At 33.6% G+C, this 20,562-nt stretch carries 17 protein-coding genes and 1 tRNA gene; 11 read left to right on the forward strand and 7 right to left on the reverse strand.

All coding sequences use genetic code 11. From position 1 onward, the window contains the following. Positions 1-10: 10 nt before the first annotated feature. The 4 genes from QWY91_RS04530 to QWY91_RS04545 form a co-directional block, all read right to left on the reverse strand. Entirely contained in the window at positions 11-2,257 is a 2,247-nt protein-coding gene (locus QWY91_RS04530; RefSeq protein ID WP_290232124.1) for a S9 family peptidase, read from the reverse strand. A 919-nt stretch (positions 2,258-3,176) separates the two neighbouring features. Next, positions 3,177-6,311: a beta-galactosidase, LacZ type gene (lacZ, locus tag QWY91_RS04535; RefSeq protein WP_290232125.1), complete on the reverse strand. Its 3,135-nt coding sequence runs from the start codon at positions 6,309-6,311 to the stop codon at positions 3,177-3,179. Positions 6,312-6,491: 180 nt separating this feature from the next. Next, positions 6,492-7,880, reverse strand: coding sequence for an aminopeptidase P family protein (locus QWY91_RS04540; protein ID WP_290232128.1), 1,389 nt, complete (start codon positions 7,878-7,880; stop codon positions 6,492-6,494). 101 nt (positions 7,881-7,981) lie between these two features. Further along, positions 7,982-9,655, reverse strand: a complete 1,674-nt coding sequence (locus QWY91_RS04545; protein ID WP_290232130.1) for a M1 family metallopeptidase — start codon at positions 9,653-9,655, stop codon at positions 7,982-7,984. Positions 9,656-9,921: 266 nt separating this feature from the next. On the opposite strand from QWY91_RS04545, the gene QWY91_RS04550 reads away from it, so the two are divergent. Further along, the gene (locus QWY91_RS04550) at positions 9,922-10,116 is read left to right on the forward strand and encodes an FUSC family protein (RefSeq protein ID WP_290232132.1); all 195 of its coding nucleotides are present in this window, start codon (positions 9,922-9,924) and stop codon (positions 10,114-10,116) included. Positions 10,117-10,233: 117 nt separating this feature from the next. After that, entirely contained in the window at positions 10,234-10,581 is a 348-nt protein-coding gene (locus QWY91_RS04555; RefSeq protein WP_290232134.1) for a hypothetical protein, read from the forward strand. 584 nt (positions 10,582-11,165) lie between these two features. On the opposite strand, the gene QWY91_RS04560 is transcribed toward QWY91_RS04555, so the two are convergent. Then, a complete protein-coding gene (locus QWY91_RS04560) occupies positions 11,166-11,372 on the reverse strand; it encodes a hypothetical protein (protein WP_290232135.1) in 207 nt (68 codons plus the stop codon). A gap of 151 nt (positions 11,373-11,523) precedes the next feature. Here QWY91_RS04560 and QWY91_RS04565 point away from each other — a divergent pair, with 151 nt between their 5' ends. Genes QWY91_RS04565 through QWY91_RS04575 form a run of 3 tightly spaced genes read left to right on the forward strand, consistent with a single transcriptional unit; the run spans position 11,524 to position 13,656 of the window. Further along, entirely contained in the window at positions 11,524-12,363 is an 840-nt protein-coding gene (locus QWY91_RS04565) for a metallophosphoesterase (RefSeq protein WP_290232137.1), read from the forward strand. Positions 12,364-12,376: 13 nt separating this feature from the next. Further along, complete coding sequence (locus QWY91_RS04570; protein ID WP_290232139.1) at positions 12,377-13,075, forward strand: carbon-nitrogen hydrolase family protein; 699 nt, start codon at positions 12,377-12,379, stop codon at positions 13,073-13,075. 50 nt (positions 13,076-13,125) lie between these two features. Further along, entirely contained in the window at positions 13,126-13,656 is a 531-nt protein-coding gene (locus QWY91_RS04575; RefSeq protein WP_290232141.1) for a GNAT family N-acetyltransferase, read from the forward strand. A gap of 104 nt (positions 13,657-13,760) precedes the next feature. On the opposite strand, the gene QWY91_RS04580 is transcribed toward QWY91_RS04575, so the two are convergent. After that, the gene (locus QWY91_RS04580) at positions 13,761-14,117 is read right to left on the reverse strand and encodes a nuclear transport factor 2 family protein (protein ID WP_290232143.1); all 357 of its coding nucleotides are present in this window, start codon (positions 14,115-14,117) and stop codon (positions 13,761-13,763) included. Between the two features lie 121 nt (positions 14,118-14,238). On the opposite strand from QWY91_RS04580, the gene QWY91_RS04585 reads away from it, so the two are divergent. Further along, positions 14,239-14,646, forward strand: a complete 408-nt coding sequence (locus tag QWY91_RS04585) for a hypothetical protein (RefSeq protein ID WP_290232145.1) — start codon at positions 14,239-14,241, stop codon at positions 14,644-14,646. 4 nt (positions 14,647-14,650) lie between these two features. Next, positions 14,651-15,037, forward strand: a complete 387-nt coding sequence (locus tag QWY91_RS04590) for a cytochrome c oxidase assembly factor Coa1 family protein (protein ID WP_290232147.1) — start codon at positions 14,651-14,653, stop codon at positions 15,035-15,037. A 96-nt stretch (positions 15,038-15,133) separates the two neighbouring features. On the opposite strand, the gene QWY91_RS04595 is transcribed toward QWY91_RS04590, so the two are convergent. Beyond that, a complete protein-coding gene (locus QWY91_RS04595; protein WP_290232148.1) occupies positions 15,134-16,108 on the reverse strand; it encodes a type I phosphomannose isomerase catalytic subunit in 975 nt (324 codons plus the stop codon). Positions 16,109-16,324: 216 nt separating this feature from the next. Here QWY91_RS04595 and QWY91_RS04600 point away from each other — a divergent pair. From QWY91_RS04600 to QWY91_RS04615, 4 genes are all read left to right on the forward strand, one after another. Continuing rightward, positions 16,325-16,398 (forward strand) — tRNA-Arg (locus tag QWY91_RS04600). Between the two features lie 183 nt (positions 16,399-16,581). Beyond that, entirely contained in the window at positions 16,582-17,793 is a 1,212-nt protein-coding gene (gene xerA, locus QWY91_RS04605) for a site-specific tyrosine recombinase/integron integrase (protein ID WP_290232150.1), read from the forward strand. A 704-nt stretch (positions 17,794-18,497) separates the two neighbouring features. Then, on the forward strand, positions 18,498-19,613 hold the full coding sequence (locus QWY91_RS04610) for a hypothetical protein (RefSeq protein WP_290232152.1): 1,116 nt from the start codon (positions 18,498-18,500) through the stop codon (positions 19,611-19,613). 230 nt (positions 19,614-19,843) lie between these two features. Then, positions 19,844-20,515 (forward strand): hypothetical protein, encoded by a 672-nt coding sequence (locus tag QWY91_RS04615; RefSeq protein ID WP_290232153.1) that lies wholly within the window; start codon positions 19,844-19,846, stop codon positions 20,513-20,515. Positions 20,516-20,562: the final 47 nt, after the last annotated feature.

The raw sequence follows: 20,562 nt of genomic DNA on the forward strand, positions 1-20,562 counted from the left end.
CTAACATTCGTTATTTCATACCATTATGTTTTAAAAAATAATTAGTGATTAAAGTATATAAATGAATTGATGTATTTTTACCTTCAGAAATATGATGAGAACGATTTGGGTAAGACATCATATCGAATTGTTTGTTATTCCTAATTAACTCATTTATCAGAAATTCCATATTTTGGTAATGCACGTTATCATCGCCCGTCCCGTGAATCAATAATAAATTACCTTTTAGGTTTTTAGCATAAGTTACCGGAGAACCTTCTATAAATTTCTCTTTATCTTCACTAGGTAGTCCCATATAACGCTCTTGGTAAATATTATCGTAAAATAACTGATTAGCTACTCCGGCAACCGCTACTCCGGTCTGATAAACATCAGGATACCTAAATAACAAATTCTGCGTCATCGAGTCTCCTCCGCTCCATCCCCAAACATTCACGCGTTTTTCATCCAGAAAATTATAAGTAGCTAAGACCTTTTTTGCTGCCTGTGCCTGATCGTTAGTATTTATTACTCCCATGTTTTGGTAAATACTTTTTCGCCACTTACTCCCTTTTAAAGTTGGCGTACCACGGTTATCCATACTTATTACCACAAAACCCTGCTGTGCCATAAAAATTTCGTACATCCCAATCCACTGATCGGTTGCTACGACACCCCAAGGTTCACCATACACATGAAACAAGACCGGATATTTTTTTTCAGCATCAAAATTTAATGGCTTCGTGATTCTTGCATCCATTTCAATTCCGTTTTCAGTAGTTACCTTAAAGAAAGAGGTTTCAGGAAGATTAAGCGTATTTAATTTATTTTTCAAATGCTGATTATCGACTAAATTTTTAATCGACTTATGCTTGGGAAGACTTACTAAATTAATCGAAATTGGTGTATTTAAGTTAGTAAATTTATGAATCGCATATTTTCCGTTAGGCGACACATTATAGGTATTTACTCCTTCGAATTGATTTGGGGTAACTTTAGTTAATTTTTCTTTTCCGTTTAATGGAACGCTATATAAATAACGCTGAGTCGCATTATCTGGTGAAGCTACGATATACAAATTCTTATTATCGGTTTGGTAATACGTTGCTACATCGTAATCTCCAGGCGTAAGCAATGTCTGTTTTCCAGATTCTAAATTCACTTTGTAAATATGGCGCCATCCATCATTCTCCGTCATTCGCAAAAATGACTTTCCGTTATCTACTAGTAATTGATCGTTATTTCCCCATTGGTTAGAAGAAATATCAGGATAGCGCAAATCTACCCATGTATCTTCAGTTTCGGTATATACTTTTTTTAATCGATTGGTCGATGGCTGATAGGTAAAAATATTCAGTTCGTTTTGCTTTCTATTCATTTGCTGAATCAATACTAAATCTTCGTTAAGCCATTGCATTGCCGGTAAATAATGCTGAACAGGATCGCCGGGCATGGGAATCCAGTTCACTTCGGAAGTTTCAGCGTCTACAATTCCAACTTTTGCTGAAGAAGGATTAAAACCTGCTTTGGGATATTGAAGTGGAATTGGTTCCGAATACACAGAATCTGTATTATTAATCATATAAAATGTGCCAATCTCTGAAGCATCTAATTGCCAAAACGCAATTTTGGTTGCATCTGGACTCCACATAAAACCATCTCGCATTCCGAATTCTTCTTCGTATACCCAATCGAAAGTTCCGTTAATAATATCGCCGGTACCATCTTTAGTCAGTTGGGTGATGGCTCCCGTTTTAAAATTTTCTTTATAAATATTGAAATCTTGAACATAAGCCACAAACTGATTATCTTCTGAAAACTTAGCAAACATTAAAGAAGATGATGGGAAATCTTTACCTAATTGTTTTAATTCTTTGGTATCAAAATCATAAACCCAAAAGTCTCCTTTTGTATTCGATCGCCAAACTCGGCTGGAGTTTGTAAAAATTAATACCTTACTTGCATCGGGTGATAACGAAAAATCTTCAATAGCTAAATTGTGGCCATGTACTTTTAGATTTTCAGCAGATAAATATGTACTGCTCTTGTAATTTTTACTCTCGTAACGAATAAGTTCGTCGTTACCTGCTTTATCTTTTTCTATACTTACAAAGGCATCTCCCTCTTCAATCCAAAAAATTGGTCGTTGATAATCGCTTCTAAATTCAGAAGATGAATAAATCCGTTCTAAGGTTAATAAGGAATCATTTTCTTGTGCAATTACAGAAGCAGAAAAGAAAAGCACTAGCGATATTCTTAAAAAATATTTTATGGCCATTTGATATTAGTTTACAGTTTTTTAGCTATTAGCGCTTAGCTTTCAGCTTTTAAGTTTAGTATTTAAATTCAAAAATTATTTTCAAATCATCAAATCCTGTATCTTGATTCTTTTCTGTACCTTCAAATTAGACTTCTCGACTTCGTTACGTCATTCTGTGCTTGACACGGAATCTCATTCTGCTATTCAGAATCTGCGAAGCATGATGGGATGCTGAATCAAGTTCAGCATGACGATCAAAGAAGCATTCTTACTGCAAACTATTCAAAATTCAGCATATATAATTTAAAATTGATCCACTCTCAATAGCTTAAAATTCATTTTCAAATCGGTACATTATCAAATTAAATCAAGTCTATCTTCTAATTTCAAACAACGAAGCGATAACTTCTGACTTCTAATCATGTTCTTTCTTTTTTCCATCACCGAAAAAAGAACCAAAAAAGTCTAGGCTTACTAACCTTGCTCTAAATTGTACGTTCGGAAGCTAAATTTTAGGAACTCGCTACGCTCAAACAACCTAAAATTTTTACGCTTCTTTCACATCCAATTTTACGAGCAATTTTCGATAGGCCGGGTTCAATTTACAATTAGCACAGTAAATAATCATCCATTTTTAGTACTTATAAAATTCATTTCAAATACCGTCAATTACGATTTTGCTAAGCATAATGCATCTTCAAATTATCAAGTTGATACAATAAGTCCTAATTTCTGGCTGAATAAAGTTCAGCATGACGGTCAAAAAAGCATTCTGACTGCAAACTATTCAAAATTCAGCATATATAATTTAAAATTGATCCTCTCTCAATAGCTTAAAATCCATTTTCAAATCGGCACATTATCAAATTAACTCAAGTCTATTTTCTAATTTCTAACAGCGAAGCGATCTAACTTTTCAATACTAAATTGTAACTACTCAGTTTAAAATCGGCTCCATCCAATAGGTATAATTATAATTCTTAGGTTGCAATTGATACTTTTTCCAGGTTTTTGCACCCCAACTATTATCGCCACCAACACCCATTTGTTTATAATCGATGTTTAAATAAATCGCATCTCTAGGTTTAATATCCTTAGTATGTCGTTGGGCTTTTTCTAAACCAGGATCAAAATCTGAAGTAGGATTCCGTAAGGCACTAAACGAAACTAATGGCATTCCGGTAAATTTGATTCCGTTTCCTTCATTATCGCTTAATTTCACCCAACGATTGTCGGTTCTATAGCCATTTTCCTGTGGTCGTATATAAGGCACATATAAATCATCTACTTTTGACTTATAAATTCCTACGAAAGCAGAAGTTTTCCTATCCCAGTAATTCTCATACGGCCCGCGACCATACCATTCTACTTTATCGTATTGCAGCGGAATTACCATCGCGTTGCCAAATCTTGGCAAAGAAGTTAGTTTATCTGGATCTCCATTAAACTCAAAATTATTGCTGACTTCAATACTTCCGTTATGGTAAATTTTATACGAAATCTTTAAATTAGAAGAAACCGAATCTAACTGATAATGGGTAACAACCTCAACAAAATCTTTTTCTTTTTCCGTTTTAAAATTTATTAATTTTGGATTATTCGTTGCCTCTTTCCAGGCTTTTGCGCGTTTCTGAAAGCTATTTCCGAAGTCATTATCCGTCGGCGCTCTCCAAAAATCTGGTTTCGGCCCTTGTTTAATTAGTTCTTTTCCCTGAAAAGTATAAGCTGAAAGCTGCCCACTTTCTTTATCGAAAACTACCTGAAATTCTTTATTCGAAATTATAAGATCCTGGCCTTTATTTTTAGTTTTTAATTTTCCGGAAGCAATTTTGGATAAGCTGAACTCGCTGGCTTTTTGAAGTTGAATTTGCTTCTTCGCAAGGATATGATCTTTAGGAATTAAATTAGCCGAATTCGTTGTTTTCACATAGAAATTTATAAAGTATTCGGCTTTCTTTTCAAACTCAAAATTCTTATTCCAACTAGTTATTTCTTGGGGTTTCAATTCAATTTTATCAAGAATTTCAGTTTCTATTACTTCGCCATTTTTCAATAGCTCATAAGAAATTTCGTAGTCATTTAAATTGGTGAAAAAGAATCGATTTTCAATCTCAAAAGTAAAAGTATCTGAATTTTCATTTTTTAAGCTGATATCTACATTCTGGTAAACATCTTTAACTTCGTAAAGCGCAGGATGCGGCGTTCTATCTGGATTTACGAGTCCGTTAATCACAAAATTAGCATCATCCCGATAGCGATCGGGTCCAAAATCACCACCATACGCCCAATATTCTTCACCGCTTTCATCGGTTTTCACAAATCCCTGGTCTACCCAATCCCAAATAAATCCACCCTGAATTTGTGGATTTTCGTATACAAAATTCCAAAGATCTACCAGATCGCCGGTACTGTTTCCCATAGCATGCGCGTACTCGCACCAAATAAATGGGCGATCGGGATAGTTGCCCAAATAATTATCTTTTACATAATCTACGCTAGCATACATCCAGGGTATAATATCGGTATGCGGGTCCTGAAAATTTTCACCACGTTCTGCACGCTCATACTGCACCGGGCGGCTAGGATCGTTGTTCTTTAACCAGTGATAATTTTTTATAAATGCCGGGCCATCGCCAGCTTCATTCCCCATCGACCAAATAATAATCGAAGGATGATTTTTATTGGTTTGCATCATTCGCGCAATACGATCGTGATGCATTTTCTCAAATTCGGGTTTATTGGCAGGTGTTTTATCTTCGTCGTAACCAAAACCATGACTTTCTAGATTCGCTTCGTCGATCATGTAAATGCCGTACTTATCACATAACTCATACCAATAAGGATCTGCAGGATAATGCGAATTTCGAACCGCATTTATATTGTATTTTTTGAATAGTTTGATGTCTTGAAGCATAGATTCATGCGAGATCACATGACCTGTGTTTTGATCGTGTTCATGCCTGTTCACACCTTTCAGTAAAATTGGTTTTCCGTTGACTAAAAGTTGGCCGTTTTTAATTTCTGAAGTTCTGAAACCTATTTTTGCTGAAGTAGCCATCAATTCTTTCTCTGCATCTTTAAGACTTAAGCTTACCGAATAAAGATTAGGTTTTTCTGCCGACCAGTGTTTGATATCTAATTCTGAAATTTGAAAGTTTAGCGTATCATTTTTAGAATCTGAAGTTGGTTTTATTACTTCTGAAATTAGTTGATCGCCATCCCAAAGCTTCAGATGTAACTGAAGATTTTTTCTGTTTTTTTCAGCATTAATTACCGCATATCCATTAAGAATTCCCTTATCGTAATTTTCATCTAAATTCGGCGTTAAAAAGAAGTCTTTAATTCGAGATTTTGGAGTTTTGTAGATATACACATCACGCTCGATGCCGCTTAATCGCCAAAAATCCTGATCTTCCAGATAACTGGCAGAAGACCATCGATATACCTCTACCGAAATATCATTTTCACCGCTATTTAAATATTTGGTAATTTTAAATTCAGCCGGAGTTTTGGTGCCTTCTTTATAACCAACTTTCTCTCCATTTATCCAAACATAAAAAGCACTGTTTACCGCTCCAAAATGAAGAAAAAAGTCTTTTTCATTTGATAATTCATCTTTTGATAATGTAAAAGAACGTTTATAAGAACCTACTGGATTATAAGTTGAATCAACAAATGGCGGATTAATTTCGAAAGTAAAACCAGCACTTACATATAGCGGAAAATCGTATCCCTCTAATTGCCAATCGCCAGGTACTTTGATATCGTCCCATTTATTTACTTTAAAATCGTTTTTGTAAAAATCTACCGGTCTTTTTTCGGGAACTTCAGCAAAGTGAAATTTCCAGGTTCCGTTTAGACTTTTGTAGTTAGCTGATTTTTTATACTCCCCAGCTAATGCAGCTTCTTCAGACTCGAAATAGTAGGAATTAGCACGAGGTTGCTCGGTATTTACCGATAAAACATTCAGGCGCTGCCATTCCGGATTTTCCTGAGCTTTGAGGGAAAGAGAAAATGCTATGAACAAAAAATTAAAAAAATAAGCGGTTTTAAGTAATCTTGATTTGTTCATAGCAATTTTCAGTTTTTAATTATAATAAAATCATGTTGATGATTATAAATAAAGTTTTAATCTTCCTTTTATCTGCCTCCGTATTTGTTTGTCCAAAACAATCCTTCAACGGATGAGACCCTGAATCAAGTTCAGGGTGACGGCAATTATTCAATAAACAGTTGTATTGTACTTTACTAATTAAGAATTTTTAAGTGCTTCTATTTCATCTATAGTTTTAGCTAATGGATCTCCCAGCAATTCTTTGCCGTTTGCGGTGATTAGGAAATCTTCTTCCACTCGCATTCCACCAAAAGTTTTAAACTTCTCGACTTCATCATAATTCACAAAATCGGTATATTTTCCTTGTGCTTTCCAGGAATCAATTAAAAACGGATTAAAGTAAATTCCCGGTTCTACCGTAAGTACATTTCCTTCTTCAAGTGCTTTACCTAAGCGCAAAGATTTCAGTCCAAATTCAGTACTTTTTTTAACGTCATCGGTATAACCCACTAACTGTTCTCCGAAATTTTCCATGTCGTGCACATCCATTCCCATAAAGTGACCTAAACCACATTGGAAAAACAAGGTGTGCGCTCCGGCATTTACCGCATCCTGCGTATTCCCCTTCATTAAGCCAAGACCTTTTAAACCATCTACGATTCGGCTACAGGCTAATAAATGAGCATCTTTAAAACGATATCCCGGTTTTAGTGCCGCCGAAGAAGATTCGTGCGCATCTAATACAATCGAATAAATTTCTCGTTGAATATCGGTAAATCGCTCGGCTACCGGAAATGTACGCGTCATATCACCAGCATAATTCATGGCGGTTTCTGCACCACAATCACATAAAACAATATCGCCATTCTCTACTACCGCCTGCGTGGCATGATTATGAAGATATTGGCCGTTTTTGGTTAGAATTATTGGGAACGAAATATTCCCACCACCGGCAACAGCGATCGCTTGTAATTCACCTGCAATTTGCTTTTCGGTTACTCCGTGCTTTGTCCATTTAATGGCATGGCGGTGCATGGCTGCAGTAATATTTACCGCTTTATGCAATTCAGTAATTTCTTCAGCAGATTTTATAGAACGCTGTGCAATCACGGCTTTGGTAAAAGCTTCCGATTTATGAGCATCAACTTCGTTTACCGGAATTCCGGTAAGATTGCTAATTTCAATAGTTACTTTATTTCTATAAGGCGGTAAATAATGCAAGCTTTGTCCTTTTTGCTGCGCATTTTTAATATAATCTTCCAGTTTTGCCATAGGTTGCACTTCAGAAAGACCGCATTTTTCTGCATAAGTTGATAGTGGTTCTACCGCTCCAACCCAGACAAAATCTTCAGGTGTAAGATCATCTCCGAATAAAATCTCTTTATCATTATCTAAATCGATAAGTACATAAAGATCGGGAAGGTTTATTCCGAAGTAATATAAAAAGCTACTATCCTGTCGAAACGGATACCAGTTATCTTTATAATTCATTCCTGTTTCCTTATTTCCAGGGAAAATCAGAATTCCGGATTTCATTTTTCTCTTTAAGCTTTCACGCCTTTCTACATAAGTTTCTTTTGAAAACATCTATTCTTCCATTTTTTAGTTAACTACCATAGGACAAACCCATGAAGCAATTATTATAAATTATTTCTTGGTTCGAACAATCAATATCAGAATTTGAAAAATTAATCTCGATTATCGAGTAATTCTACATTTACATAATACTGATGCTCTATGCGCCAAGGTGTAAATAAATACTGATTTTTATGCTGAATTCCTACACTTTGCCAGTCTGAATTTGGAATTATTTTTATTCTCTCTTCATTTCCTTTTAAAACCAGTGGCAAATTAAAACCATCGATTACATTAGTATATCTATAATACATCTGGCTATTAGGAGCATCTACATATAACTGAAGTTTTGGGATTTTTGTAGTGGTTAGATATTGTTCGAAAACTTTCGAATAATCATACCCCGCTTTATCTGAAATATATTCCTGAATTTCTGTACCGTCTACCGTTTTGTTATGAAATGTCATATTTAAGCCGGTTAGAATATTCTTGAACAACTTATCATCATCTAAACTATGGCGAATACTGTGTAACATATTTCCGCCTTTTGGATACATGTCGCCGCTTCCCTGTGCATTTACTCCGTAAGCAGGAATTATTGGTTTTTTATTTTGAATTCCGCTTCTGGTTCCATAATTATAATCGTTGGCCGCTTCTTCTCCGTAGACATAATCTAAAAACAAGGTTTCGCTATAATTAGTAAAGCTTTCGTGAACGTACATATCGGCCAGATCGTTAGTGGTTATATTATTACCAAACCATTCGTGACCACTTTCGTGAATAATAATAAAATCCCAGGTTAAACCTAAACCAGTTCCCGAGCCATCTCTACCACGATAACCGCCGGCGTAATAATTTCCGTAGGAAACATTAGATTGGTGCTCCATCCCCGTATGTTCCGTTTCTACAAGTTTGTAACCATCTTCGTAAAAAGGATAAGGACCAAACCAATATTCAAATGCGTCCAAAAGATTATGAACTTCAGTAGGCATATAATCCTTAGCTTTTTCTAAATTATAATCCATTACCCAATAATTAAGGTCTAAATCGCCCTTTATACCGGTATACACTTCAGAAAAATTTTTGTAATGTCCGATATACGGAATTATTGTATAATTACTAATCGGATTTTCCACGCCCCACTTATAAGAAATAGTACCATCGTTATGCTCTTTTTTATCTAGCATACGCCCATTGGCAACGGCCATTAAATCTTTGGGCACACGCATGGTTAGCGAAGCGCCACGATCTGGCTCATCGCTTTGGTGATCTTTATTAGGATACCAAATAGAAGCACCAAGTCCCTGGCAGGTAACCGTCATCCAAGGTCTGCCTTTTTCATCTTTAGTAAATGTCCAGCCACCATCCCAGGGTGCGCGAATGGCTTCGTGGGGTTTTCCGCTAAAATATATCTTTACTTCATGCTCAGAATCGATGTTTTGAGACGAAGTTTTTACAAAATACACATCCCCTTCTCTTGTAAAACTCAGTGATTCTTTTTTATCCTGAATAATACTATCGATCACCAATGGTTGCTGAAGATCGATTTGCATTAGATTTGGATGCTCGTTTTGCACCACTTTATAAGTGATATTGTTGAATCCTGAAGTATATTTTTTATTGAAATCTGGCGTTACTGAAATATCATAACGCATAACATCCCACCACGCTCTTTCTGGAGTTATACTTCCTCTAAGCGTATCGGCATGAGTAAATTGGGTTTCTTGAGCCTGAAGTGAAAATAATGGCAGTAGCAATAAAAGTAGTAGGGAATTATATCTAAGCATAAATTTTAGAAGATAGTTTCCCGTAAAGTTGTAAAATATTTGTTCAATAAGCAACGAATATCACTTTTATAGGTAATATAGTATCAATTAAAGTTAAAATACGCTGAAATAATCACTGTGATTTCAAAGTTTATAATTGAATAATTAGAAAGTAAACAATCATTCACTAAACTAAAGACTAATTAAAAAGATTTAAGAATTTTACATTATTATCCATAAAATATTACAAGAATAGCTAGTTTTAATATTATCTAATAATTCAATCAATGACTAAAAATAAATTAACCGAGGTCGATGCAGCTGCTGGTAAGAAAAAAGCATCGAATTCAAAAATAATAAACGCCATGCTTATTGGAGTTTGTATAGGAATAATCGTCTATAGCATATTTAATAATACGATGGGTCTTGCAACGCTTATCCCATTATTTTTAATTTATAAATTAGTAAATACCTCAAAATAAAGACATAGTAGATTTAAAATATCCACATTATACAAATAATTCGTAGTAGATCTTTTTGATATAAAGGTGTAACAATTATTCATGATGCTAGTCTAATTTGTAATCGATCAATGAATTATGGAATATAACACTAAAAAATGCCCGTATTGTGCCGAGACTATTAAATTAGAAGCTATTAAATGCTGGCATTGCGGGGAGCGTTTAGATAAAGGAAGCCAACAGCATTATTCACATAACCAAGCACCTGTAACCGTTATCAATAAGTATCCAAAATGGAATTCGGGATTAGCAATTTTACTTAGTATCTTTTTCCCCGGAATTGGCCATATTTACAAAGGGCAGGTTGCCGCTGGTATATTATGGCTCATATTTGTGACTATAGGCTATATTTTATTCATTTTTCCAGGAATTATACTACACCTAATTTGCATCGTTACTGCAGCTAGTGGAGACCCATATAAATAATCAATATTCCACAATTCTATTGATTAATTTTGGATGATATGCTTAGAGAATAAAAATTCTCAGTAAATAATAAACTAAAAAGCGCCCTGAAAATTTTCAGGGCGCTTTCGTTGTCTAAGACATTTTGGGATAGCTTAAATTTTACTCTTATAAATTAAGCATTCAGGATTAGGGCTCTTAATGCTTAATTATGAAGCAATTTAAAATATATAATTCGATCACACAAATAATTCGTTATAAATATTTAAAATAGAGGTTATTAGACTCTTGATTTAAAATCCCAATTCTGAGTGTTAGTCTATTGTCAGCACTACAAAATCACTATAAAATTGGACCTTGATTGTTTTATTTCAAATTACAGCTTCCAAGTCCACTTTAGTGCTATATCGCGAAGTGCTAACTCTGCTTCCGGTTAAAATTTTTCTTTCGAAAGCATAAGCCTAGCCTTCGGTCTAAGCACCTGTTCTTCGGTAATGCATCTTTACATTTTTTAATTCTGTATTTCAAAGTCGAAGGGCGCTAGATCTGATGATATTTCAAATTATAATTCCTTCCACAATCTCATCATCAGCAATCTCATCACACTACGCCCACATACGAGCACAAGTGAAAACAAGATTTTCTCCTTCAATTATATTGTATTGCAAAGGCGAAAGTTCTAATAAAGCAATCGTTCTACAAACTTCATAAAAACTACTAAAATTTTCAGGTTTACAATTATCTTCATTTTGAGCATCATGAATGCAGCCAAAAAGCGTTAAAACTAGAATTAGACAAAATATAGTTTTCATAATTATATATTCAATTCAAGTGAGTTTAGCTCTTAACTGTTCTTTCCAATACAAGGATTATTGCAATTTTTTATAAAAGTGCTACGCTATACTCAAGTAATTGAGTTATTTTTCAAACAAAAATCGGAACGTTTCAATTCTTCTATTTTAAATGAATCGAAAAAACTTTTTAAAAAATCTTGCTATCATTTCCGGCTTAGCTGCCATTCCAAGTTTTTATGCCTGGAAGGTAGAGCCATTCTGGTTAGAATTTGTTCATCAAAAAATGCCCGTTAAAAATCTTCCTTCAGCATTAAGAGGGAAAACACTAATGCAAATTAGTGATATTCATATTGGTGATTTTTTCGACTATCAATATATAATTGATTCATTCAACGAAGCTCAACAGCTAAAACCTGATTTTGTTGTTTATACGGGCGATTTTGTAACTTATAATGAACCTAAAAATCTGGAACAGCTTGCTGAAGTTATCCCGTATTTTCCTACCGGCAGTCTGGGAAGCCTAGGTATTTTGGGTAATCATGATTATGGAATTGATTACGAGGAAGAACATGTTGCTAAAAATATTATAGATCAATTGGCTTCTAGAAATATTCAGATCTTAAGAAATGAAGCTTTAAATTTGAATGGCATTAATTTTATCGGGATCGATGATTTTTGGGGCTCTAATTTTCATCCAGAAAAAGCTACTTTAAAATATAATCCTGAAATCGCGAATATTACGCTTTGCCATAATCCCGATGTTTGTGATTTAGATGTTTGGAATGACTACAAAGGCTGGATCTTAAGCGGGCATACTCATGGCGGGCAATGCAAACCTCCGTTTTTAAAAGCACCTATTTTACCTGTAGAAAATAAGCGTTACGATGCCGGGGTAATCGATCTTTATGATGGCAGAATGCTTTATATAAATCGTGCTCTGGGCTGTTTGCGCCAAATTCGTTTTAATGTTCGACCTGAAATTACCGTATTCGAACTTGAATCGGTTTAATAATTAGAAGCCTGTGAAAATTGCTTTAGCACAAATTAGGTCGAGAATTGGGAATATTGATGATAATATCAAAAAGCATCTCGATTTCGCCAAAAAAGCGAGCAAGCAAAAAGTAGACCTTATTGTTTTTCCTGAATTGTCTTTGACTAATTATGAGCCAAGTATGGCGAAATCATTAGCTTTTCATCGAGATGATAAAAGATTGAACATTTTTAAAGAATTCAGTACTAAAAACGATATTTCTATAGCTTTAGGTTTACCGATAAAATTAGATACTAAGCTTCATATTGCGATGGCTATTTTTGAACCGAATATGGAAAATCGCTTCTATTATAAACAATTTTTGCATTCAGATGAAATACATTTCTTTCAGCCTAAATCAAATTCTTCCGTGATTGAACTTCAGCAGAAAAGAATAAAGCTGGCTATTTGTTATGAATTTTTTGTTCAAGAGCAACGAGAAGACATTGCTTCAGAAAATATTGATTTCTTTTTGGCAAGTGTAGCAAAACCTCAAATAGGAATGAAAAAAGCTAAAAATGAATTGAAAATGATTTCAGAAAAAAATAAAATTCCGACGCTATTAGTAAATGCTATCGGAAAAGCAGATGGAATGATTTGCTGCGGAAAGAGTTTTGCTTTTAATGAAAATGCTGAAAAAATAGAATTTTTAAATGAAGAAGAATACTTGCTAATAATTAACCTCGAATAGTGAGAAGTTAAGCTTAAAATTAGCTACATTGCTTTTAATTTTTCAGCAATATGGAAGTAACAATTAGGCAGGAGAAACCAGCGGATTACAATGATGTCTTTGAAGTAATTAAAGCGTCTTTTTTAAACGAATCCAATAGCGATCACCAGGAGCAATTTCTTGTGAATCGTATACGCAAATCGTACGCCTTTGTTCCAGAACTATCTTTGGTAGCCGAAGTTGATAAAAAAATTGTTGGCTACATTATGCTTAGTGAAATAACGATCCAGAACAATAAAAATAAATTTCCAGCGCTTGCACTGGCTCCTGTTGCGGTACTTCCCGAGATGCAGCACAATGGGATTGGCTCTAAATTGTTACAAAGTGCGCACGATAAAGCTAAGGAACTTGAATACGAATTAGTATTGGTTTTAGGTCACGAAGAGTATTATCCTAGATTTGATTACGAACCTGCTATTAATTTTGATATACAGGCACCATTTGAAGTTCCAAAAAAGAATTTTATGCTGAAGGAATTAGTCCCCGATGCAGCAAAACATATTTTTGGTATTGTAGTCTATCCTGAAGAATTTCATATTTAAGAACTTCTAAAAAACCATATTTGAACTTTTTAAGAACTTTTTTTAGTAAGTATTCTTTAGCTTATAGGATCTATTTTAAAGAAAGTTGAGTCGTTTTTAATTTATCATCTGTCTATCACGTAAGTAGTCATTTTTTGAATCTTATTTTCATCCGAATTAAATTCGTAAACATCGCAAAAAGAAAAACTTAAAGCAGCCCCATTGGGAGTTTTAATTTTCATATTACCATTAACGCAGCCTTTGTTACCATGAATAATCACATCTACAAATTCAAGATCATCTGTAGTATGGTCTTGCATCTCTTTTAAGGTCTTAGAAAAGTTTTCTTTTCCTTTTACTTCTTTCTTACCAATCATGATCCAATGAAAATCATCTGTAACATGATCTAGCATAAATTGGTCATTTCCGCTAGCGAATGCCTTATTAAAATCTATTAAAAGTTCTTCTTTTTTGCTGTCCATTGTCTACCGTTTCTGTGCTAGAGATTTCAAAATACTATAAATTTTTAAAATATCTAAACTGAAATTGCCAATCAAATACTTTTATAGCGTAAATTGCTTTTAGACATTATTCATTCAAAATATGGAAACCTATCAATCCAATCCAGCTAGGAATTTAGAAACTTACAGAATTCTTTTTATAATAAAAGCTGTTTTCAATTTAGCACTTTCGTTATTCGGATTAATTTATGTTATTCTTGGATTTGTGATCCCATCGCAAGGCATGCCCGATCATTTTTTCAGCTTATTTCATGCTGTATTTTTTTTAATTGGTGGTGTATTCATCTTAATTTCTATCTTATTATCAGTGCTTACCTTTTTAGCTGCTAAATACCTAAAGGAACATAGAAATTGGAGTTTTATAATTGTTGTTTCCGTGGTAAATTGTTTAACCGGTATTTTAGGAATTATACTTGGAATTCTGACCATTATCGAAATACAAAAACCTGAAGTAAGAGCACTTTTTGAAAACAATAAATTTAAAGAATAAGATTATGAAAAAATGGCTTATCGTAAGTATCAGTCTTGTTATCGTATTGCTAATATTAGCCTTTTCCAACACAAATTTAGGTACTCATATTTCTAATTTTACTGAAGTTTATGCAGATGAAGCACTCCACGAAAACGCAATAAATATTGCTAATGATGATGAAGAAGTGCTAAAGAACTTTGGAGAAATAGCACTTAAAGATAACCTCTCACTGCTGAATGGTGACGTTCAATATTCAGACAATCAAAATTCGGTTAAACTTATTTTTAAGGTTAATGGAACGAAAGCTAACGGGGTTATGGATATTGAAGCACATCGAATTAATGACGTGTGGGAGTATGATAATATTCATTTAAGAGATAAGGATTCCTTACGTGTGACTATCGAATAGCATTATTTGGATTTTTACTAAAGCATTAAAAATATTCAAAAACTGAAAAAGCCAATCTTCAGATTAGCTTTTTCGGTTTTATGTTGGTTGTAAAATCTATCTAGTTACTGATACTTCCAGCAATTCGCAATCATCCGAAGTAATTTCAACATTTTTACTTTCCGCAGGAATTAATAACGTTTGCCCCTGCTCTATTGCTTCAGCGTTTCCTTCTACACTAACAGTAGCTTTTCCGCTTACCGCCATATAAATAACAAAACTATCTAAAGCTGAATAATCTTTCTTAATACTTCCTTTTACAGGTAAGTAATTTGTTGTAAAATATTCGCAATCAGCAATATTCGAGGATTCATTTGGAGTTTTACTGTACTCCATTTTAAAATCATCTTTCTTCTCAAAATCAATAGCATCTATAGCCAAAGCTGTATGCAATTCTCTTGAGTTACCCTCATCGTCTACTCGATCCCAATCATAGATCCTATAAGTAATATCTGATGTTTGCTGAATTTCAGCTAGAAGCACTCCTGCTCCAATTGCATGAACCTTCCCGGTATTGATGAAAAAGCTATCTCCTTTTTCAACCTGTTCGAAATTTAAAACTTCAGTTATTTTACCTTCATCGAGATGTTTTATATAGTCTTCCTTAGTAATTGTTTCTTTAAAACCTACATTGATATCGGCATTTTGATCGGCTTGCATGATAAACCACATTTCTGTCTTTCCAAAGCTATTGTGGCGTTCTTTTGCAAGATCATCATGGGGATGAAGTTGAACAGATAAAGCAGTTTTTGCATCGATATATTTGATAAGCAAAGGAAATTCTGCTCCAAAATCAGCAAAAACCTTTTCACCCAAAAATTTTCCTTTATATTCTTCTAGAAGCTCTTTTAAGGTTTTTCCTTTAAGCGCTCCATTTTCTACCACAGAGATATCACCTTTTACTCCTGAAATTTCCCAGCTTTCACCAAGATTTTTTGCATCTGATTCTTTATTAAGAATGGTGGCCAATTTTTCGCCTCCCCAAATTTTCTCTTTAAGAATTGGCGTAAATTTTATCGGGTAATTAAGCATTGTAATGTATTGTTAGAATTAAGTTGAGGCTAAAAATAAGGAAAAACTTTAAGAATACCTTGAGGGATTATATTTTGAAATTTTAGTTTGTTAAAAATAGAAACACTAACTATTTGTTTTTCAGTATTAAAACTTTCAGACGAAATAAAAAGCTGATTTTTCTTAAAAAAAGGCTTGTTTTAAAACAAAAAGAGATTATATTTGCAACCGCAAATTGGTTGCGTAGCTCAGCTGGATAGAGCACCTGCCTTCTAAGCAGGCGGTCCCAGGTTCGAATCCTGGCGCAATCACAACATCAAACCTCGCTATTCGCGGGGTTTTGTTGTTTTTAGACCATTCACTTCCTTCTAGCGAACAATTTTCTTTCCCATACTTTCCTCAAAAGTAATTTTTAACATTCTAATTACTTCTAAAGAAAACAGTAATTACTTAACTTTATGATTTGATAATCATTACTTTATATTTTTAGGATTATGAATAAATCGATAACACTTACTCCGCTTATCCATCGAGGTACAAAACAAATTGCTATAAAATTTGATAATGATCAGAAAACTCGAGTTTTTGTTAAGTCTTATAAAGATATCAAATGGTCTCAATCTCAAGCTACTTATTATATTGGTTATTCTCCATTTCAATTTATCGACTTAAAGCTTTACTGTCGAAAGGCTGGATTTATACTGAATAGAGATGCGTTTAGAAATGATGAAATACCTGAATATATTCCAAATCCTATAAAAAGACATTCTGGTCGTAAACCAACCATGAAGATACTTTATCAATATTTACCCAAAAATCATCAATTTCTATTGAAAGATTATGTAGGATATTTACGCGGAAAAAGGTTAAGTGAAAGCACAATAAAAAGCTATGGTTTCTTCGTATTGCGCTTCTTAGATTTATTTAAATTTAAACCCGTTAATGAATATACTAATCGTGATTTAGATTACTTTATGACCAAAGTTATGGCTGAAGAAAATTATAGTATTAGCAGCCATCGCCAGGGTATTAGTGCTTTTAAATATCTTACTGAACTTTGTGGATTCGAAGAATTTGACGCTAGTGAGTATGAGCGACCTAAAAAAAGTCGATATCTACCCATAGTTTTGTCTGATCGTGAAGTACTAAAATTAATACAGGTTACTCGAAATCTGAAACATAGAGCTATTATTGCATTGTTATATTCGGCTGGTTTAAGAATTGGAGAATTACTTAATCTTAAAAGAAGTGATATTGATTTTTCGAGAAATGTCATACATGTAAAACAGGGGAAAAATAGAAAAGACCGTGTGGTTAACTTAAGTGAAACGGTAAAACCATTATTGAATAATTATTTGATGACTTATGAACCCCGGAATTTTTTAATTGAAGGCAGAGATTACAAATCGTATACTCCTAGCTCGGTTAGAAATTTCTTAAAAATAAGTTGCAAGCAAGCTGGAATTTCGAAACGAGTAACACCACATACCCTAAGACATAGTTATGCTACTCACATGCTAGAAAACGGAGTCGATATTAGATATATTCAGGAACTACTAGGCCATTCTAAACCAGAGACCACCATGATCTATACTCATGTAGCCCAAAAGGATTTAAACAAAATTAAAAACCCCTTAGATCTAGCTGTAGAGCGTATAACAAATATCGCAAATGGAGACGAAAAAGTGTTGATATCCGGAAACTGAACCGGATAAAAGTGTATTTTTATGATGATATAACGAGTTGTAAAAAATAGCTCCGAACCAACTCAAATTCTTAAATGCAATACTGACCGAAAAAATAATAATCAAAATTCAATAAAATCAGACTTAATTATTTTAGAACTTTAAGTAAAAATAAACTGATCAAATCGCTCTCTCGTTTTTATTCTAAAAGAAAATTGACCTTGAATTTGAACAGCAATGCGGAGAAAAATAGCGGAAAAATATATCTGCGCAAATCAGGACGCAGAAATAAGAACTTTAAACTAAAAAAAGAATCAAAGTAATTAAAAAACTGTGTGGAAAAGCAACACTCTGAACCAATCTTTCCGATCTGAAATTGGAAATTCTAACTTAAATAAAAACGCCTTAAAGCCAAAAATGAAAAAATAACCGAAAAACTTATAAAATAGAATGACTTCCCTCACACTCTCAAGATTTAAAAACATTCTATAGAAATCTAATATTCGTTAATTTTGACCACTAATTTAAACGGACAAACTAGTAGAACGTACCAAGCAGAACGTGTCGCTACATTTTACAACAACGTATAATAGCAATTGCGGCTTTATGTCCTGCGGACACAACCGCGCAAGCATAAAAGTCAGGAATTTTAGCTATCTTAGTTTTCAACCAATCCGCAACTGACGATTATACGAAGACGTTATGTGTAAGCTTGAAAAAAAACTATGGCAAAAATAAAAAAGACTAAAACAGTTTATATTCTTGGAGCAGGATTTTCTGTAGAAGCTCGCGCACCTTCTCAAGAAAAATTGGTTAGCGAAATCTTTAGAATTCATAAGACATTACCTCATATTTTTAATGATAATAAAATTGATGAGTTTATCAAGTTTTTGAATAAAACTTTAGGCATTCCAAAAAGATTACAAGAGACAATTCCATTAGAAGATATTTTTACACCTTTAGATAGTTGTATAGCTAATAATGTTTCTTTTAGAAATCTGTCTGTAGATGAATTGAAAAGAAAACGAAATCTTATATTCGAATTAATCGGAATGACACTACAACACTTATTAGAGCATTCTCCAAAAGGTTATATTGACGATTTTGCTGAATATTTAGTTGAGCAAGCGAAATCAAGAAAAAACGATAACTACAGAAGGCTTGACCCAGTTTCCGTAATTAGTACAAATTGGGATATTCTTCTCGATAATTCAATATACAATACGATTAAGGACTCTGGCGAACTTGCAGTTGTAGATTATTGCTGTTATGTTAGCTCTTACGACGAAACCGATGAAACTGTTAAGCCAGGTCTCGAAATTTTGGGTAAAGGAGGTTTTAATGTCAAGCTTTTAAAATTACACGGTTCGATGAACTGGCTTCAATGTCCAAAATGCCATAGAATTTATGTAAAGTTCAATCAGAAAATTGCAATGAATCCATATTCAACAATTGACAAACCATCTTGTAAACATTGTAATAATAATTTTGGCAAATACAAAGCACATAATCTAAATTCAAATTTGATTATGCCAACTTTCTTAAAAGACTTGTCTAATCCGCAATACAAAATAATTTGGCAAAATGCTGGAATTGAATTGTCGGAAGCCAAGAAAATAGTATTTGTTGGTTATTCTTTACCACAAGCTGACTTTGAAATGAGACAATTATTATCAAGAATGGTAGATGTAGAAACTGAAATTGAAGTCGTAAACTGGAAAGATAAAACGAAACCAGAGTTGTACGATAATTTGATTAAGGATTTCGAACAATTTTTTGGTAGAGACATAAAAGATTATGAAAATGGAACATCAAATTATATCAAAGAATTGTTGGCATAGATTAAAAGATTGCGCATAAAGCCTACACATAACAACGTATAAAAACAATAGGGCAATTGTAGCAAAACCGAACGGTTCGGGCGCTTTTGCGAGGTCGCCAAATTTTTAAATTTGGCTTATTAACAAAGAAAATATAATAAGAAAAATTAAAAATTCGGCTTGTGCTCAACCGAATGGTTCGCGCGTTTTCCCGCCCTACTGTTCTTATACACAACCGTTAGGCAAAATTGATGAGAAAAATCCTGCTAATCATATTATTTCTGAGCATATATTCTTGTAAGAGACGAGGAAGCAATATTGATATAAGGGATCAGACAAAGTCGATTTCTAAGATTGATTCTACTTCTTATAAAAAAAATAAATACGAATCTTTCCTTAAAAAGGATACAAGTCTTAAAAAAAGAAAAGTTGATCTAGCATATCTGAAAAATAGTAAATCTGATACACTTATCGCTTTTTGCAATTGTGAGAAAAATATTAAAGAAAATAGTCTAATTATTCAACCTCGGATTGAATTTCCAAGCAAAAGCGAATTAAAGAAAGGAAATAAAATGTCAACGTATTTTTTGCCAGGTCCACCAAGACAATATAGATTTCCAACTATTTACATAAAAGATTCAATTGTTCAAAAGGTTGGACTATTAAAAGCTTCAAAAGAAAGACAATTTAACAATGAAAAAATAGATTCCCTTTCTATCAGCAATTACAAGATTTATATAAACACATTCAATTATAATATCGCCCAGAATGTTTGGGGAACTTATGAAATAATTTTACCAGAAGATTTCGGGTATTCTAAAAATGATACAATCTTAAGTGGAGCTTTTCACTGTAACAATTGGCAGGCTGTGAGGTATGAAGCTTTAAATGAATGGACTGAGCAAAAAGAATATATAGAGTAATCAACTTTGCCTAACAATGCGTATAGCCAATTGCGGCTAAATACTTA

The sequence above is a fragment of the Zunongwangia endophytica genome, from assembly GCF_030409505.1.
GTDB classification, from domain to species: Bacteria; Bacteroidota; Bacteroidia; order Flavobacteriales; family Flavobacteriaceae; genus Zunongwangia; species Zunongwangia endophytica.

Coding starts and splice junctions, on each gene's coding strand:
- QWY91_RS04530 (WP_290232124.1), bottom strand. CDS start 2,257: ATGGCCATAAAATATTTTTTAAGAATATCGCTAGTGCTTTTCTTTTCT.
- lacZ (WP_290232125.1), bottom strand. CDS start 6,311: ATGAACAAATCAAGATTACTTAAAACCGCTTATTTTTTTAATTTTTTG.
- QWY91_RS04540 (WP_290232128.1), bottom strand. CDS start 7,880: ATGTTTTCAAAAGAAACTTATGTAGAAAGGCGTGAAAGCTTAAAGAGA.
- QWY91_RS04545 (WP_290232130.1), bottom strand. CDS start 9,655: ATGCTTAGATATAATTCCCTACTACTTTTATTGCTACTGCCATTATTT.
- QWY91_RS04550 (WP_290232132.1), top strand. CDS start 9,922: ATGACTAAAAATAAATTAACCGAGGTCGATGCAGCTGCTGGTAAGAAA.
- QWY91_RS04555 (WP_290232134.1), top strand. CDS start 10,234: ATGGAATATAACACTAAAAAATGCCCGTATTGTGCCGAGACTATTAAA.
- QWY91_RS04560 (WP_290232135.1), bottom strand. CDS start 11,372: ATGAAAACTATATTTTGTCTAATTCTAGTTTTAACGCTTTTTGGCTGC.
- QWY91_RS04565 (WP_290232137.1), top strand. CDS start 11,524: ATGAATCGAAAAAACTTTTTAAAAAATCTTGCTATCATTTCCGGCTTA.
- QWY91_RS04575 (WP_290232141.1), top strand. CDS start 13,126: ATGGAAGTAACAATTAGGCAGGAGAAACCAGCGGATTACAATGATGTC.
- QWY91_RS04580 (WP_290232143.1), bottom strand. CDS start 14,117: ATGGACAGCAAAAAAGAAGAACTTTTAATAGATTTTAATAAGGCATTC.
- QWY91_RS04585 (WP_290232145.1), top strand. CDS start 14,239: ATGGAAACCTATCAATCCAATCCAGCTAGGAATTTAGAAACTTACAGA.
- QWY91_RS04590 (WP_290232147.1), top strand. CDS start 14,651: ATGAAAAAATGGCTTATCGTAAGTATCAGTCTTGTTATCGTATTGCTA.
- QWY91_RS04595 (WP_290232148.1), bottom strand. CDS start 16,108: ATGCTTAATTACCCGATAAAATTTACGCCAATTCTTAAAGAGAAAATT.
- xerA (WP_290232150.1), top strand. CDS start 16,582: ATGAATAAATCGATAACACTTACTCCGCTTATCCATCGAGGTACAAAA.
- QWY91_RS04610 (WP_290232152.1), top strand. CDS start 18,498: ATGGCAAAAATAAAAAAGACTAAAACAGTTTATATTCTTGGAGCAGGA.
- QWY91_RS04615 (WP_290232153.1), top strand. CDS start 19,844: ATGAGAAAAATCCTGCTAATCATATTATTTCTGAGCATATATTCTTGT.